This window comes from Hymenobacter sp. HDW8, assembly GCF_011305775.1.
GTDB classification, from domain to species: domain Bacteria; phylum Bacteroidota; class Bacteroidia; order Cytophagales; family Hymenobacteraceae; genus Hymenobacter; species Hymenobacter radiodurans.
Genome location: NZ_CP049908.1, coordinates 187083 through 203323, shown reverse-complemented (window position 1 = coordinate 203323; position 16241 = coordinate 187083). Strand labels below are relative to the sequence as shown.

The following is a 16241-nucleotide window of genomic DNA, read 5'->3' as shown; positions in this document are numbered from 1 at the left end:
CAAGTGAAATCCCTATGGTACGGCTTTAACAAATTACGTAATCCAGTTACTCGCCTGGCTTATGCTTATGGGGCTTTAAAGCGGGGTGTTTCGGTTGGCTTTCCGGAGTAACCCGTCTTCTTTTGTCAGGGGTACCATCTTCTTTTTTCGGTTTTGGACCAGGTTTAATAGCCATGATAAGGAGTGGTTTTTAGGGTTAAATCTTGTTTTTAAGACCTTGAAATAGAATGCCTTCTCGCTATTGAATGGAATAAATCAAAGATAAAAAAATTAGTTAACCTGAAAACTGCTATCGCTTATTACCGAGTTTTGACTGACCGGCAGGAGGCGGTTCGTCTGTTTGCGGAGCGGGCTATCGGGTCACGACTTCTGACCCCCTGACCCCTAGATTGAGGGGGACAGGAAAAACAGACGTCAGCAACTGCTGGCTGCGCTTAATTAATAGCACAAGAATAAAGCCATTCTGACCACTGCCATGCTCGACCGATTGGGGCGCAACGGGTGGTTCATTGCCCCCCTGATGGAAAGACGGGTGAAGTTCAAGACCGTGGACACTACTTACGCCGACGAGTTGACAATTCATTTGCTGGCTGCATTTGCCTAGCATAAGGGGAGACAGACCCGTACCAGCACCATAGACGCCCTATAAGCTACTGGGCTAGGGTATGTCATTAGGTAGGTGCTAAGAACTGGTGGACAGAGGTACTGTAGAGTATTGAATTTAGCAATTGGCGTGTGGGCCATCGTACCTTACATATTTCATCAAATGAACGTGCGTTGATGTAGGGATACAAGACGAAAAAGGGCCCTCGTTATAAGTCTTTTTGGGATCAATTTAGAAAAGGAAAAGGTGGTTCGAGGAAAGATTCATACGGATACTTATTACTAACTCAAACCGGAATCCATCTCCAAGAGATGGTCAATGATGATCATCAAAGTTATTAACCTAGGATAGTACCATCAAGGCATTTAGTTATCTTGTAAACTTAATAAGAATGAAAGGGCGAGTTTAACTAACAGCTGTACTAATTTTTTTGATTAAACACAGCTAAACTTTTAATATAATAAATTTAAATGCAGAACCACATCTTAGAGTTTGAAGGAGAGCAGCTACAGCAGTTACATAGACTATTTGCTAAAATGGCTGAGGGCAATACAATTCTATTCTTAGGAGCAGGGGCATCAGTTACTGATGAAAGTAAATACTTAGGTCCACAACTAATTGATCTTTTTGAAGCAAAAGTACAGAAAGATTTTGGTACACGAGATTTAATTGAGTTTGTTGATATTTTACAACAAACTCAAGGTGTTACAAGACGAGACTTTGATAATATCGTTGATGACGTACTACGTAAAATACGCATTACTGAAGCGCATAAAACACTAGCATCCGTTCCATGGAGGAATATAATCACAACCAACTATGATTTGCTCGTAGAGCAAGCATATGATGCTATAGTTGGAACATTAAAAGAAAAATATAAGCTTGTGCCAGTTAGGAAGCATTCTGCATATAATTATCATACAGCGCAGAATGAAGTCAAATACATCAAGCTTAATGGTTGTATTCAAGACAAAAAGGAATATCCTCTTGTATTTTCTACCGACGACTTTAACAAAGCACGTAGGTTTTATAAATTAGCGTTAAGCGAATTAAAAAATATGTCGGATGCGATCGAATTTATTAGCATAGGCTATTCATATTCTGATCCATTTGCTAAACAACTCTTAAAAGAGTTTGATAAATATAATTACAAAGAAAGAAGGTATCTATATAGTGTCGACCCCTATGTAAATGATAGCCAACTAGATTTTCTTAAATCAAATAAAATTATTGTTATAAAAACCTCTTTTAGCATTTTCTTCAAAATGTATGAAGAATGGGTTGAGCAAAATAGTGTACATATTGCAAAAGCGTTAAGAGTCCAATATACTGATAGCAACGAATCAAAAGTTTATTTACCAGCCCAACTCCAGGCTAAAATAGGACATACGATTACGCAGTTGAATGCGCAATATCGTGGTCAGTTTGTCGATGAAAAAGAATTTTATAAGGGTGAGGAACCATCATACGAAACAATCCTAAAGTTCTTCGATGTCATCAGACGGGATAAATTATCCGAATCTTGTAATGAAATTTTAGAATTTATTAATAAAGGCAAATCTGAGATAGTTCCTGTAGTATTTTTAAAAGGATCATTTGGGACCGGAAAATCGACATTTGCATATAGATTAATTAATGAGTTTATGCAAAACAAAGCTTTAAAAGCTGTTGCTTTTGAAGTACTCGATCACACAAAGATTGAGGTCAATTCTATTGTAGAATTAATTAAAAAATTAGATCCTAAGTATGTTTTTATATTTTTTAATAATGTTGAAGTAAATAGTGTTTTTATTTCAATGCAAGAAATACGCTTTCAATTAAGCTCAGTTCAGCTAAGTGAAGTTAATATTGTAATAGTTGCTCCCATTAGAGAAAACGTATTAGAGCGATTTAAGTTTAATAAAACAATTACTAATAGTTGCGAAGTCAATGTTGATTCTAAACTATCACATGATGAGATTAATAATTTATTAGATAAATTAAAAAGATCGGATTTAGTTAATTTCCGAGATACCGATGAAAAGGAAGAACTAGTAAAAAAAATAAAGAAGTCATATTCAAGCGATACATTTTTAGCTTTAATGAACCTGATTCAAGGCGGGGCGCATGAAAATGATCTATATGAAGCGTATCGGGCTTTACCACCTATTGCTCAGAAGGCATTCCTCTATACTTGTCTTGTGCATCAATATAAGATTCATATGCCTGTAAGCTTATTGAAATCATTAGTTGCTAAAGATTGGGAAGTTTTTAATAAAGAAGTATTAAAAACTGATTGCAAAGGAATACTACTTCAGGTAGATGCAAAAAGTACTGGTCTAGACCCAGATTTATACTTTAAAACAAAACATCCTTTAATTGCTCAAAAAGTTGTTCAAAAGTTTTTGGGTCGTGAAGATGAAAGATTTGACATGTATCGAAAGATATTTTCTAATATCATTCCAGGCGAAAAATCTTCTAAACTTAGCATTGACCTGCTTAAAAGTCTTAGGTTAGAGCAGGTTTTTCCGGTTGGCAAAATAAATTATCTATACGATACCTGTCATGATTCCTTATCTGATGACCCCCACTTTCTTTTACATTATGCAATGAATTTACAATATAGAAGAGATGTAAAAAACCTTAAAAAAGCAATCTCTACTCTTCTATATGCTGAGTCACTTTTGGTAAAGCGTAACCATAGATTCTTACATAGGAGAGGAGTAATTAACTTTGAGATCGCAAAATTACTATACGACGAGCAAGAAGATTATTATAAGGTAGAAACTTACCTGGAAGAAGCTGAGGCACTATTCAAGCTGAAACAAGTTATTGACCAATTTAGCTCCTATAGTTACGTAGACTATATTAAGATGTTAATGTGGAAACTAGGGCATCTAACTGAAGCCGATCTAAATTTTGTCAGAATTCAAGTTCAAATCGAAGACCTCCTAGACCTAGCTGAAAAACTGGTTACGGATAATTTAAATAAAGTTTTTGAAGTTAAACAAGAATATATTCAATATTATGGGTTCGAAAGTAGATCAGGTTATCTTCAATATTTAGATGAAGCATATGAAGATGAAAGGATTAGACCGTACATTTTAATCTTAAAATTCAATTATCTTATTAGTGATGGAAAAGAAGGAGAAGCTGAAAACTTAATCGATGAAATTGAAGCATATTCATATATTGAAGAAGTAACAAAGTTTCTCTTTAAATACTATGGACGGAACCTGCATAACATTAATATTAGAATTAAATTTTATCGAATAGCTAAAGATTATAGTAGTTTAGCTGATGATAACACTTTGAGATATGATTACTTTATGTTCATAGCAGACTCCTACAGTAGACATTTTAAACAAGCTGAGAGATACCTTAGAGGCCTTAAAGGTAATTATGCGCAAATTAATCCTGATTTTCACTATACATGGAAAGAGTCGACAACAGGCGAAGATGAAATATTTGAAGCTATCGTCCATAGAACTGATAAAGGCTTTCCGCTTGCTAAAATTCCTGTTTTGCAAGAAAGGTTTCCATTTGTTAAAGGTCAATCCTCTCAATTTGAGCAAGGTATTCGATGTAAAGTCAAACTTCTATTTTCATTTAATGGGATAAGAGCAGAAGTGTTTGATGAAGCTTTAGTTTAATGAAATATTATATAATATATGGCGTACAATTATACATATTCATGTATAATTGTACGCCATATATTACTGAGACAATACTTGATTTATTTAATTAGTTTATCAGCTTCCTATGATTTAGATAGTTGAACTAAAATTATAGGAAGCCGAATGGTTATGTGAGACTTATACTGATAGATGAATGTATATAATGTAGTTAGGCCAGAAAGGCTAGTTTTCTGCTCCATTTTTAACTACTGTTAATTAGAGGCTTAATTTCTGCGAGGGATTTTGCTGGCGCACGTTGTCGAGGCGGGTGTAGCGGCGGATTATGTCTGTGGTCTTCCTTGCCCGTCTTGGCAGTGCTTTGACAGCCACCGGATAAGATAGCTAGGCGGGCGGCGTAATCGTACCTTGGTCTCGGGCCTGGTCGGCGTGCGCGTACTGCAGCATGCGCTGGACCTGCACGTGGGAGTAAGGCTTGCCCTGGAGGGTGGTAAAGCCAGCCGCATTCAGCCGGCGGGCAATGGCGGCATAGGCCACCCCCTGCGCGTGCAGGAGCGTGATCAAGCTCAACGCCTGCCGCAGGGCGGGCTCCTGCTGGCGCTTCTGCTGCCGGACCTGAATGCTGCGCGCCCGGGCCACCTCGGTCAGGTTGGCCGGCGTGCCCAGCGTGGCCCCGCGGGCTTTCTTGGCCCGCAGCGCATCCTTGGTGCGGGTGGAAATGGTCTCGCGCTCGTGCTGGGCCAGGATGGCAAACAAGCCCACGGTCAGGGAATTGGCATCGGGGATGTCGCAGCAGGTAAAGTCCACCCCGCTGTCGCGCAGGGCGAAGATGAAGCCCGCGTTGCGGGACAAGCGATCCAGCTTGGCAATGAGCAAGGTGGCCCGGGCGGCCTTGGCCACGGCAATGGCGTCGAGCAGCTGCACCCGCTGGTTCTGCTGGCCGCTTTCTACCTCCGTGAACGCCTGCAGGATCAGGCCATCCTTCGCAAAGGTCTGCACGGCCGCTTGCTGCGCTTCCAGCCCGAGCCCTGAGGCCCCTTGGCGGGCGGTGCTGACCCGGTAGTACGCGACGTATTTACGCATCCCTATTATATATAGAGTAAAGGTGAACAATGAATGTACAGGAGGACACTTGGAAAAAGGATAGACGCTCCTCCCTGACTAACCCAGGATTTTGTTAGTATAGATTAATATATATGTACTTATGAATTTGGGATTGAGCAAAGATACACCAAAGGTAATTGTCCTGTACACTTGTTAAACGTTCCTTCAACAACTGTACAGGGTAACCGAAATATGCAAGAGTAACTTTGCTGAATGCAAAGTATATAATCACCCTTTTGTACTAGTCGGAATAATGATACAGATCTTAATAATGTTTAATTAATTAATAGCATTGCATATTTTCGAGTGCAAATTGGCTACTTAATAATTTGGTGCAATATTTTGAAGAAATGTGCAATCCACTTGCCGGAACTCCTGCCTCCCCTCCACCACTCTCATAAATAAACAGGGAACAGGCTACCCCTTACTCTTCATTCATCGTTTCTTTGTGCCGTCGACTCCTCCCCCTTGCTTGAACAACCATTCCGTAGTTTCGCTCCTGACCCGGGCCCTCCTCGGAACCACGGGGCCGCGCTCACCTGAGCCGCTTTGTAGTGGCCGCTTTTTTAAATGAGTGAACATGCTTTTTTGCCCTGGATTCGGGTGGCGCCTACGGCCCCTTATTTTCTGACGGAAGAGGGTCAGCCGTGGACACCCATTGGGCAGAACGATGCCATCACGTGGCCCGATTTGGCGGGGTTGTTTCAACGCCGCAACCTGGCGGCCGTGGAGGGGCACTTCGCCTGGCTGGCCGCCCACGGCGTGACCTGCCTGCGCCTGATGCTGGAGTACTGCCAAACCGAGCACCGCTACCTGGAGCGACCCGTCGGCCGGTTTCAACCGCATATGGTACAGCTGTGGGATGACCTATTTGCCCTGTGCGCGAAGGCTGGCCTGCGGGTGCTGCTCACGCCCTTCGACACCTACTGGATGGGGCGGCGCTGGCGCCACCATCCCTACCATCAGGCGCACGGGGGACCGGGTACCAGCCGGACGCAGTGGCTGCGCTGCCCCCGCATGCGGGCCGCGATCAAGAATCGCCTCACCTTCGCGGCGGAGCGCTGGGGCGGCAGTGGGGTCCTCTTTGCCTGGGACCTGTGGAACGAGCTGCCCCCGGCCCGAGCCACCCACCACGCGGCCGGGTTGGCCGACTTCATGCACGACGTGAGCCAGCACCTGCGGGCCGTAGAAACCCGCTGCTTTGGGCGGGCGCACTTGCAAACTGTTTCCGTCTTTGGCCCCCTGCTGGCGGCGCACCCCGGCCTGGACGACCTCGTGTTTCGCCATCCCGATCTGGATTTTGCCACTTCCCATTTCTACGATGCGGCGACCATCAGCCGGCCCAAAAACGCGCTGGACCCCGCCCTGCAGACCGCGGCACTCGTGCACCAGGCCCTCGCGCAACTGCCCGCTAACCGCCCTTTCCTCGACAGCGAGCACGGGCCCCTGGACACGTTCAAAAGCGGCCGACAGCTGCCCGAAGCCTTCGACGACGAGTATTTCCGCTGCATGCAGTGGGCCCACCTGGCGGCCGGGGGAGTAGGGGGCGGGCTGCGCTGGCCCTACCGCTCCCCGCACGTGCTCACTCAGGGCATGCGGGCGGCCCAGCGCAGCCTGGCCGGCTTTGTTAACCTGCTGAATTGGGCGCAGTTTCAGCGGGGCACTGTGCCGCCTGCGGTGCAGCTGTCGACGACGGCCGTCCAGTGCATAGCTAGTGGTGATGCGCACCAAGCCGTCGTCTGGCTCGTCCGTCCCGATGCCCTGACGACGCGGGCCGGCCGTCCGCGGCCGCTCGAGCCGTTGGCCGTCCAACTCACCCTGCCGGGGCTTGCGCCGGGTCGTTACCGCGTGTATGTGTGGGACACCAAGGATGGCCACCTCAGCAGCCAGCTACTCTTACAAGCCGACCAGCAACACCTAGTTATTCGCCTGCCCGCCCTCCACGCGGATGTCGCCTTAGCGGTGGTACCAGCCCCTTAACTACGAGGCCCCCGCAGCAGGACACGCCGCCGGCCTTCCAGCATGGCAGTAACATCTAGGTTTATCGCCGGTGGCATCTTGCTGCGTTATCTCTTTTTAGGCATCCAGTGGGCATATCACACCTCCAAGTACAAAGCCTAAGCGCATAGAAAACGATAGAGTAGTTCATATACCAAGCGTTTAGTAACGAGGGCTGCCCCTATGCATGAAGTAGCATAAAAAAAGGCCGCAGTTCGCAATAGCGGCCTTTTTACAGGGAATCCGCCAGAAACCGCTTCTGTTGAGGCTTCCACGCCGGAAACTAAAATACTAAGGCGAAAACAAACGCGGAGCCAGGGCCGCAAGAGGCATAGTAAGTCACATTTAAAAGAGAAAGCCCCTTCCTTGCGGTTGGGGCTTTTTTATGCGTTAAAGAAAAGGATAAAGCAGCATTATAATAGGGCTTTATCAGTCCTTAGCGATGGGAGTTGATAGGTTCCGATAAGTAAATGGTACTGGTACCCACCACCAGGAAGATCGCCCCCCGCTAGGCGCTTCGAACCGTGGAGTTCGCTACTACCTCCTCCCCCTGCTGGGCTAGCCACGCCTGCTGTTCGCGGGCCAGCGCAGCGAGCTGCGGATAGGCTGCGTACGCCCGGATCACGGCCAAGCACTGCGCGCGGATGGGCTCGCTCGGCCGGGCCTGGGCGAGCAGCAGGTGGGCGGCCCATAAATCGATGAAGTACAGCGCATCGCCCAGCAGGGCTACCAGCACGGCTTGGTGGCCCGCCTGCTGCAGCGCTTGAGTAATCTCCACGAGTCGGTGGCTGCCCGGTTCGCCCGCTTTTTCGAGGCTCGCAGGGGTGAGACCCGCCTGAAAATTCAACTGACACTGGTAGCGAAACCAAGCTCGTAGCGTGCGGGGACCGTGCGGGCGCGCGGCCACCTCCGCCAGTGTGCTCACCAGCGCGAGGGCCTTGGCGGGTGGGTCGGGCTGGATCCGGTTAATGGCGAGGACCAGCAGCAGGATGCCGAGCAGGATCCCGCCAGCCGCCACCACGTGGCCCCAAAAGACAAACACCATATTCTCTTCCAGGAGGAAAGGATGCATGCCTGAGAGTAGTGTGGCGTCGGAAACCGAGGCGTAAGAAACAGCGAAACGAAAGGCATCTTGGCAAGGTGAACCGAGCACATGTTTTCTTGTAATACAGGCCCGTAGGCGGGCAGGTGGGCCCAGTGAAGGGCGGGGAGCCGAACTGGGGTGGCGCTGGTTCCAGCCGCCCATCTCGCAAGGGCTGGTGGGACGCTGGGGTGGCGTCATAGGCTTAATGGAGGGCTTGGGCGACCAGGTAAGTTTCCGTGTCCTGCCAGATGGGGGCCGTGTAAAGCTTGTAGTGCACGTTGGCCGGGCTGATGAGCATGGGTCCGAAGTTTTTCTTGACTTCGGCCGCGATAAACGCTTCGGCCTGCGCCAAGCGGCCCGCCGGCACCTGGGTCATGACGGTTGAACACTCGCCCTGCTCGAAGAGGTAGCCGAGCACGGCCCCCTCCGGCGTGGCAAACAGATACACGTCCTGTTCCCTGCCCACGAAGGTTTGCTGCTGGGCGGTAATCGACTGCTGCACCCAGGCTTTGTCTTTATTCAGGCAAGCAATCTGCTGAGCCGTGATGACCGGACCCACCGACCGCGTCCCGCAGCTGAGTAGTAGGACAGCCAGAAAGGAAAAGAGGAAGTTCAGGTACACGGAGTATACTGCTTGGTAAAAAATGATCATGCTTAGGTAGCAAGCCGTGTTCGTCCTAAGGTTCGCGAGGCTTACCCTGCTTAGGAGAGCAGGCGGGCCTGGTGGGCCGCCTTGAGCAGGGTCGGGGCATTGAGCAGGGTGGCCAGCACCACCTCCTTTGCCGCCTGCTTGACTTCATCGGGACTGATGTCGCGCGCCTCCTCCCGCACCAGCTCCGTCAGGGCCTGCACGGCATGGCTCAGCACCTGGCGCTTGGGCCGGGGCTGGTGCAGCTCGGCGCGGACCTCCGCCAGGTGGGCCTGGATCTTCTTACGGCGCACGCGGAACACCGAGTCACTGGCCACGGCGGGCTGAATAGTGTCGAGCAGGGCCAGCAGCGGCAGGAGCTTCGCCACGACGGCTCCGCCCACCTGGGCCCGCCGACTCGAGGGGGTATGAGCCGGGTGCCCGGGGGCAGGAGTTGGTTGTTGGAGGCCCAGGGTGGCGGCCGGAGGGGAATCGGAACTAGGAAGCAAAGGCATGGGGAAAGATAAGCAGGTAGACGATGACCAGCGGGCGGAGGGCAGCCGCCACGAGCCGGTGGTGACGGAGTTTATCCCTCTTCTTCTGGAGGTAGGGTAGGCTCCTCGGCGGCGACCTCGGCCGTGAGGGCGACCGCCCCAAAGCGATCTTTAAAGCGGGCATACAACGCGTTCATGCCCAGCAGCAACAGGCCCATCAGGATAAAGACGACGGCCCGCGCGATCGTGCCGCTCTGCCGCAGGTCAAAGAAGACCAAGCGCACCAAGCAAAAGGCAATGCCAGCCAGAGCCACGTAACGCAGGTCCTGCCGGCGCAGCAGCAAGCTGCTGACAAAGATGCCCACCACTTCTAGCATCAGCAACACGGTCAGGATGGACTGATCGAAGGACTGCACCAGCAGCAGGGTGAGGGCGCCAAAGGCCGGGTAGAGCAGCACGGGTACTAAGCGCCGGGGCTGGCGTTGCAGCTGCTCTAAGGGCTCCAGAGACCGCAGTCCCGCCGGCCACCACACGGCGGCCGCGGGCGGGCTCGCGCCGAGCAGGGCCAGGGCCGCGTAGGCAAACAGCCCCATCTGGGCCGCCGCACTCACCAGCCAGTCTACCCGGAGCCATTGCCCGGGACTCAGGTAGGTTAGGGAGACAAAGCAACTGCTCAGCACCGCAGCTCCATAGAACAGCAGCCCATAGACCCGCACCCGGGCCAGGCGCGGGGGTAGCAGGCGCCCCCCGCGGGTCAAGAGCAACGCGGCCATACTCCACAGCAGCGGCTGCCAGGGCGCCCGCACTTCCCAGCCGAACGTGAAAGACGCCAGCAGCAGCGTGACCTCCGGCAGCAAGGGGTGCAGCAGGCGCCAGCTCCGGTAGGGGCGGCCGGGCCGGGCGGCCGCAGGGCCGCGAAGCCCGCGAGCAGGACCACCAGGGCGGTGGCCGTCACGCGGCGCGCGGGTACCTGCAGCAGCAGGGCGTGACTGGGAACCAGCCGCCCCAAGTGATAGGCCAGCGCTAGGCCAATCAAGCCATAGGTCAGGTGCAGTAAATAGCGATCGGGACTACCATCCGGCCGCAGCGGCGATGCCGCCAGCCCGCGCGGCCGCCGCCAGTGGGCGGCTCCCGCCGCGCCGGCCGCGAGGCCCAGCCAGCCCAGCACGGGCAGCGCCGGGGAGTGAGGCGCGAGGGCAGCCCACGCCAGGACGGCGGCGTGCAGGCCCAGCAGGTAAAGCCACGGCCAGCGAGTGTGCTGCTGGCGCGCCTCCCACCAGGAACAGGCTAGGCCCACCCCGGGCAAGGCCAAGAGGGGCCCTAGGTAAACGAGCAGCGCCCCACTGCGCCACGCGGCGGCGTCGCCCCCCAGCACGTAGCTCCACTGCAGCAGATGATAGCCACTGGCGGCCACCAGCAGGCCCATCCATAAGCCCGGCACCGGCCGGCTGCGCCGCACCAGCAGCCCGCCCGCGCCCAGGGCCACGGCCAGCCCACTAGCCCACGTGTGCTGGTAGACCAAGCCGCCCGCCGCCAGCAGCAGCCCGCCGCCAGCAAAGCCCAGCAGCCGCAGCCGGTAAATCGGCAGATACGAGAAGGGCAGCGCATCGTAGGCCGGGGCCGCCTGCCGGTGCAGCAGTGCTTGGGTCGCAGTGGTCGCGCCGGCCGCCAGCACCAAGAGCAGCGCCCGCTGTTCGGGGCTGAGCAGGCCCGGGCTGCCACGGTAAATGAGGAGGGGAAGCAGACCAGCCAGCCCCAGCGACCCGTAGAGCAGCACGCGGTACACGAGCCATTCCCGCTGCCAGGCGAGCAGCAGCAACATCCCCAGTACCTCTCCATAAAGCAGCGTCACCGTCAACGGCCAATTGAGGCCCGCCTCGTGCAAGCCCAAAAGAGCGACCGTCAGCAGTAGTTGGCCCACCAGCAGGTGCTCGGCGCGCAGCCAGGCCGTGGTGGTGCGCAACCACCAGGCCAACCCAAACACGCAGCCCGCGGCCAGGGCTGCCCCCCCCATCAGCCCGGCTACGGGTGGGTGAGCCAGGCCGAACAAGCCTTGCAGCAACAGGGCAGCACACCCGATCCATTGGCCCCCCGCCAGCCCGCCGGTGGCGTACGAGAGCCGCGGGGCCACGGACCACCGGGGACGGCCTCCTCTTCCTGTTCCCCGGAAAAGCGATTCCAGAAGGGCACGAAGAGCGTCGTCACGCCGCCGGCCAGCGCGAGCAGGCTGGCGTTGCGGCCCAGAGACTCGATAGGTAAAAAGGCCACGTCCTGCAGGCTGACCAGCATCAACCAGCCGCCCGTCAGCAGGGCAGTACTCAGGTAGATCAACGCGGCGGGCTGCTCCTGCCCGCGGGCCAGCAGCCCGGTGAGCAGCAGCGTTTCCAGGTACACGAGTAGGGCCGTGGCCGGCCAACTCAGGCCCGCTTTATGCAACCCGACCAGGACGACCAGCAGCATGGTCTGCCCCAGCAGCAGGTGTAGGAGGCGAAACCAGGGCCAGGTGCGGCCCAGCCACCAGGCCACCCCAAAGATTGCCCCACTGGCCGCGGCGGCGGCCCCTAGTAAGCCCGCGACCGGCGGGTGCGCGCGGCCAAATAAGGCGTGCGCGAGCAGGAGCGCCCCGCCCCCGTAGAGGACGCCGACCATCCAGCCAAAGCGGCGGGCTAACGCCTGTCCTGTCACGCCCATTCCTTCGGTCCCGTCGGTGAGCCTATCGGGCAGGGCAACCAGCCGAAAATAGGCCGCTCCCGCCAGGCCCGCCCCCACCAGCAGCCACGCATTACGGGGCAACTCCGCCGCCGCGTAGTCGCGCAGGTAGAACAGGTTGAGGCCCAGCAGCAGCGCCCCGCAGGCCAGCGCCCCCAGGAAGCTACTTGAAACACCAGGGTTTCCCCCTCCCGGGCCATGATAAAGGCCACGAGCAGGGTTTCCAGCAGCATAAACAACAGGATGATGCTGCCCGTGGCGTGCCAGCCCTGCAGGGAAAAGGCCGTAGCTAAGGCCAGCAGCAGGGAGATGATGGTGTCGGTCTGAAACAGCCACTGAATGCCTAGCTGCCGCGCCTGCCGCGCTACCCAGAAGGTAAGCAGGGCACCCAGGCCCAGCGGTACTGTCTTCCAGGGCGAGCCGGTACTGTAGCTATACAGGTTGATGCCCAGGGCGGTCCAGTTCAGCACGTGGGCGGCGAAGAGCAGGGCATCAAACTGCTGGTGGGCGTACACGCGGCGGTACTGCACCACCGCTGCGGCCGCGCCGACGAGTAGTACCAGCGCCATCGCGCCCCAGCGGGCGGCCCCCAGCACCGGCGCCTGCTGCTGGAAGATCCAGAACTGGTGAAAGGCAAAAAAGCTCAGGATGCTGAGCAGCAGTTGAAATTTCCAGCGCTGCCGGTACGTAATGGCAATGCTAAAGGCCGTGACCCCGGCGGCGGCGCCCAGGGGTAGCAGCGTGGGAGGCAGCACGGCCAGGGCCACCAGGCTCAGCACCCCATGTAAGGTAGCGACCGCCTCGCGGCTGGTAGCCCAGGCGAGCCAGAGGTTAGCGGCAATGCCCACCAGGAGCACGAGGTATGAAAAGGGCGGCTCCACCCAGCGCAGGCCCGGGACGCTCACCGCGCCCACGCAGGCAAACAAGAAAATGGCTGCCGCGCTGCTCTGCAGCCAGACGTGGAGGCGGTAGGCGAAGGGTTTCGCACGCAGGTAGTGCTGGACCCCCAGTAAAGCGAGGGCGAAGCTGCCAATCATCGCAAAGCGCACGGGGGGAGCTACCTGCAAGGCGGTATACACCCCGAGAAAGCCCACGCCGGTGACGAGCACGATCGCCCCAAGAATTCCCGTCCAGTTGTCGAGCACCAGCTGCTCCGTGCGGTCCCACCACGTGGGCGGGGGTGGTACAGCGGGAGGTGCTGGGGCACAGGTAGTGGTTTGGGTTGGGGTGCTGTAAGGGGCCGCGGGGCGACGGAGGCGGGACGGAAGTTGGAGATGTGAGCGGCGGCGGGGAAGCCAGGGGCTCCACTGGCCGCGGAGCTGGCGTCGGCGCGGGAATGGCGGGGGAAGCTGGTTGCGCGGTTGCTGCTGGGTGCGGCCGCTCCACGGAGGGGACCACGCGCGGAGCGGTGGGGGGAGCCACGGAAACGATAGGTGGCGCAACGGGGGGTATAAGTGGCGTGGGAATAGTCGGTTCGGGCTCCCGAGAGGACCCGGCCGTGCGTAGGTTCTGGAGTTGCTCGCGCAGGCTATCCACCATCGTTCTTAGGCGGGTATACTCCTCCTCCCGGCTGCGCAAGCGTTGCTCGAGGTCGAGCAAGCGAGCGGAGAATTTTTGGTAAACAACACCGGCTACGACGAGTACTACCAGCACGAAAAAGTTTTCCATGCCATAATTTTACACAAAAAACTTTATATAGTATTATGAAAAATTATAAATGTTACTTTTGAAGCTTTATTGCCAGCGTGGCCATTCGTTGCTTTTCCGCTGCTCACGCCTGTCCGTTATGCGTACCTTGAGCTCCGTCTGCTCCTCCTCCCCCATCCCCGCCATGTCAACTGCTACCCGTATTTCTTCCCCCGCTATGCCGACTATTACAGCTTCTTCTGTGAATGCCCGGAAGCGCGACCGGCTGAAAGAAGCCTTTTTCATGACGCAAAACATCGTGCGCGGCAACCTGATTCACAATACGGGCGGGGCCTTTCACGTGCTCCGCCTCTTGTCTATCCACCAGCTGCCGGCCGGCCTGCTCACCGCCGATCACCCCTGGGTGACCGGCCTGATACCGCAGGAAGAGGAATTGATATGGCCGCGTAACATCGTCTTTCGAACCCCGGTGGGCACCCTCTGGGCTACGCCAGACTACGTGCCCGAACCAGACGAGGCCATCGTGGGCAAAGTCGGCCGTTTCCTGGCCAGCATGGTGCGTAAGTCCATCCTGACGCCCGAGATTCCCCATGGACCGCAGCGCCGCATGCCCCATGCCATTAACTACCTGCACGGCGCCGTGCACTATAACGGCCTGACGCTGCTCTTCAACACCTTTGCCGAAGCCATGCAGTACCTGGCGGACCCGCGCTTTCGCCGGGAGCTGCGCCGCCTGATCCGCGTCGAGCGCCGCGAGGTCACGCTCGTCTTTCGCGAGCGGCACTATGACCCCCAGGAGTTTGCTTATTTCTCCGCCTTTGTTATGTCCCACCTCCCCTGGTTTGCCAATGTCAACGGGGCGGGGCGCAAAGTCATGTGGGGCAACCCCTCCCCCTACCCGGCCGTGAACATTATCAATGGGGCCTGGGTAGCGGACATCAGCCGGCTGCGCCATGGCGACGCGGCCGGCATTGTGCGCCCGCCGGTGATGGGCGGCAGCTACTTCCAAGGGGACTTCGGGGTGCCGACCCGCGACTTTCATTCCCTCGAGCGCCTTCACGCCTACCTGATCAACAGCTGGGTGCGGCGGCGGGGCTTCCGCGGTGGCCTGTACTTCGTCGACCGCCGCCGCATTGAGCCCGAGCGTTACCAGCAGTACCTGTCCACCGAGGGCAGGGAATGGACGGGCAACCAGCCCCTGCCCAACCCGTTGCGCTCGCGCTGGCCGCGTCGGCGCAGCGCCTGAAGCGGGTGCTGTGGCCTGGTAAACTAACCACGCTGAAGACGTGGTCCAGCTGTTTAATAGCTTTTCCCTTCCTCCACGTCTTTCATCCCGTCGTTTATCACCGCCCACGGGCGTGACGCCCGGTGGGGTATCTCCTGTTGCAGCAGGTCTAGCTCGCCCTGCAGAATATCGGCCATCAGGTAATGCGCCCACAGACGGGCATACCAGTTAAAGGGCGTGTTGATCGTAAACCGGCTCGACAGGGTGAGCCGCGTGCCGCCCGCTGGCAAGGCTTGCAAGGCGTAGACGTCCTCCAGAATATCGAGGTGTTTGCCCCCAATCAGAATATGCTCATCCATGACCGCCGCCGGGATGGCAGCGGGATTTGCATCGACGCGCAACACGAGCAAGCGCGCGGGCTGGTACTGGGTAATCGTTTCCTCAAAGGATAAGCCCTTTTCATAGTACGCCGTTCGTTTGCCGCCCACCCCCGCGGTATTTAGCGTGGTCCGCACGTGTTTAGGAAACCCCAGCAGGGTGGACAACGACGTGGGGCTTTGGGGCGGGCGTACGACCTTGCTGGCGATCAGCGCCTGCCAGACTTCTGCGGGGGGCGCCGGTAGCGTCACGGCCCGTTGGATAACCAGCTGCTGGCGGACTAACGCGTTCTCGCCTTCGAGTAGCCCCAGCGCCAGCGGCACCACCACGAGCAGCGACACCTTCATGCCCGTGGGCTTTTGCCAGCCAGGGGCGTCCGCGCTGTTTGGTCCATCGGTCCTGGCCTTGCGCAGCGCAAAGGCGAGCAGGCCGCCAATGCCGGCGCAGGTCGCGAAAATCGGGAAAATCATGACCCAACAAATCGTGCCCTCGATCTTGAACAGGATCGTGCCGAGCAGCAATACCAAGCTGGTCAGCCAAGGCCGGAAGAAGGCGGCGGTAGCTGAGGTGGTTTTCGCGGCCGGCGTCAGGATAATGGTCAAAAAGCCAATGAGTACAGGCACCAAAAACAGGAACGTGACACTCATGATTTCCAGCAAGCCGTTGGCGGAGCCAAACAAGAGCCGAGTGAGTAACCCGTACACGGCGGCCAGCGCAATGGCCAATAGAGACTTCATAGGGTGGGTAACTAAGTAA

12 protein-coding genes are annotated in these 16241 nt (G+C 55.4%); 4 read left to right on the top strand and 8 right to left on the bottom strand.

Going from position 1 to position 16241, the window contains the following annotated elements; all coding sequences use genetic code 11:
* The first annotated feature begins 475 nt into the window (after positions 1-475).
* Positions 476-604 carry a hypothetical protein gene (locus G7064_RS22850; RefSeq protein ID WP_262888659.1) on the top strand — a complete coding sequence of 43 codons (129 nt, stop codon included), beginning with the start codon at positions 476-478 and terminating at the stop codon, positions 602-604.
* A gap of 470 nt (positions 605-1074) precedes the next feature.
* The gene (locus G7064_RS21005) at positions 1075-4236 is read left to right on the top strand and encodes an SIR2 family protein (protein ID WP_166075297.1); all 3162 of its coding nucleotides are present in this window, start codon (positions 1075-1077) and stop codon (positions 4234-4236) included.
* 366 nt (positions 4237-4602) lie between these two features.
* Here the strand turns inward: G7064_RS21005 and G7064_RS21000 are convergent, their stop codons facing one another.
* Complete coding sequence (locus G7064_RS21000; protein WP_166075296.1) at positions 4603-5301, bottom strand: recombinase family protein; 699 nt, start codon at positions 5299-5301, stop codon at positions 4603-4605.
* 591 nt (positions 5302-5892) lie between these two features.
* Here G7064_RS21000 and G7064_RS20995 point away from each other — a divergent pair.
* Positions 5893-7302 carry a hypothetical protein gene (locus G7064_RS20995; RefSeq protein WP_166075295.1) on the top strand — a complete coding sequence of 470 codons (1410 nt, stop codon included), beginning with the start codon at positions 5893-5895 and terminating at the stop codon, positions 7300-7302.
* 526 nt (positions 7303-7828) lie between these two features.
* Here the strand turns inward: G7064_RS20995 and G7064_RS20990 are convergent.
* From G7064_RS20990 to G7064_RS20965, 6 genes are all read right to left on the bottom strand, one after another.
* Entirely contained in the window at positions 7829-8392 is a 564-nt protein-coding gene (locus G7064_RS20990) for a hypothetical protein (protein ID WP_166075294.1), read from the bottom strand.
* Positions 8393-8606: 214 nt separating this feature from the next.
* Complete coding sequence (locus tag G7064_RS20985; RefSeq protein WP_166075293.1) at positions 8607-9056, bottom strand: hypothetical protein; 450 nt, start codon at positions 9054-9056, stop codon at positions 8607-8609.
* A 50-nt stretch (positions 9057-9106) separates the two neighbouring features.
* The gene (locus G7064_RS20980; protein WP_166075292.1) at positions 9107-9421 is read right to left on the bottom strand and encodes a hypothetical protein; all 315 of its coding nucleotides are present in this window, start codon (positions 9419-9421) and stop codon (positions 9107-9109) included.
* A 197-nt stretch (positions 9422-9618) separates the two neighbouring features.
* Entirely contained in the window at positions 9619-10299 is a 681-nt protein-coding gene (locus G7064_RS20975; RefSeq protein WP_166075291.1) for a DUF2339 domain-containing protein, read from the bottom strand.
* Positions 10281-11942 carry a hypothetical protein gene (locus tag G7064_RS20970; protein ID WP_166075290.1) on the bottom strand — a complete coding sequence of 554 codons (1662 nt, stop codon included), beginning with the start codon at positions 11940-11942 and terminating at the stop codon, positions 10281-10283. The genes G7064_RS20975 and G7064_RS20970 overlap by 19 nt, the downstream gene beginning before the upstream one ends.
* 265 nt (positions 11943-12207) lie before the next feature.
* A complete protein-coding gene (locus G7064_RS20965; protein ID WP_166075289.1) occupies positions 12208-13677 on the bottom strand; it encodes a DUF2339 domain-containing protein in 1470 nt (489 codons plus the stop codon).
* 422 nt (positions 13678-14099) lie between these two features.
* Between G7064_RS20965 and G7064_RS20960 the strand changes: the two genes are divergently transcribed.
* Complete coding sequence (locus G7064_RS20960) at positions 14100-15128, top strand: hypothetical protein (protein ID WP_133271070.1); 1029 nt, start codon at positions 14100-14102, stop codon at positions 15126-15128.
* A gap of 53 nt (positions 15129-15181) precedes the next feature.
* Here G7064_RS20960 and G7064_RS20955 read toward each other — a convergent pair whose 3' ends face one another.
* Positions 15182-16222 carry a hypothetical protein gene (locus G7064_RS20955; protein ID WP_205703386.1) on the bottom strand — a complete coding sequence of 347 codons (1041 nt, stop codon included), beginning with the start codon at positions 16220-16222 and terminating at the stop codon, positions 15182-15184.
* Between the last annotated feature and the right edge of the window lie 19 nt (positions 16223-16241).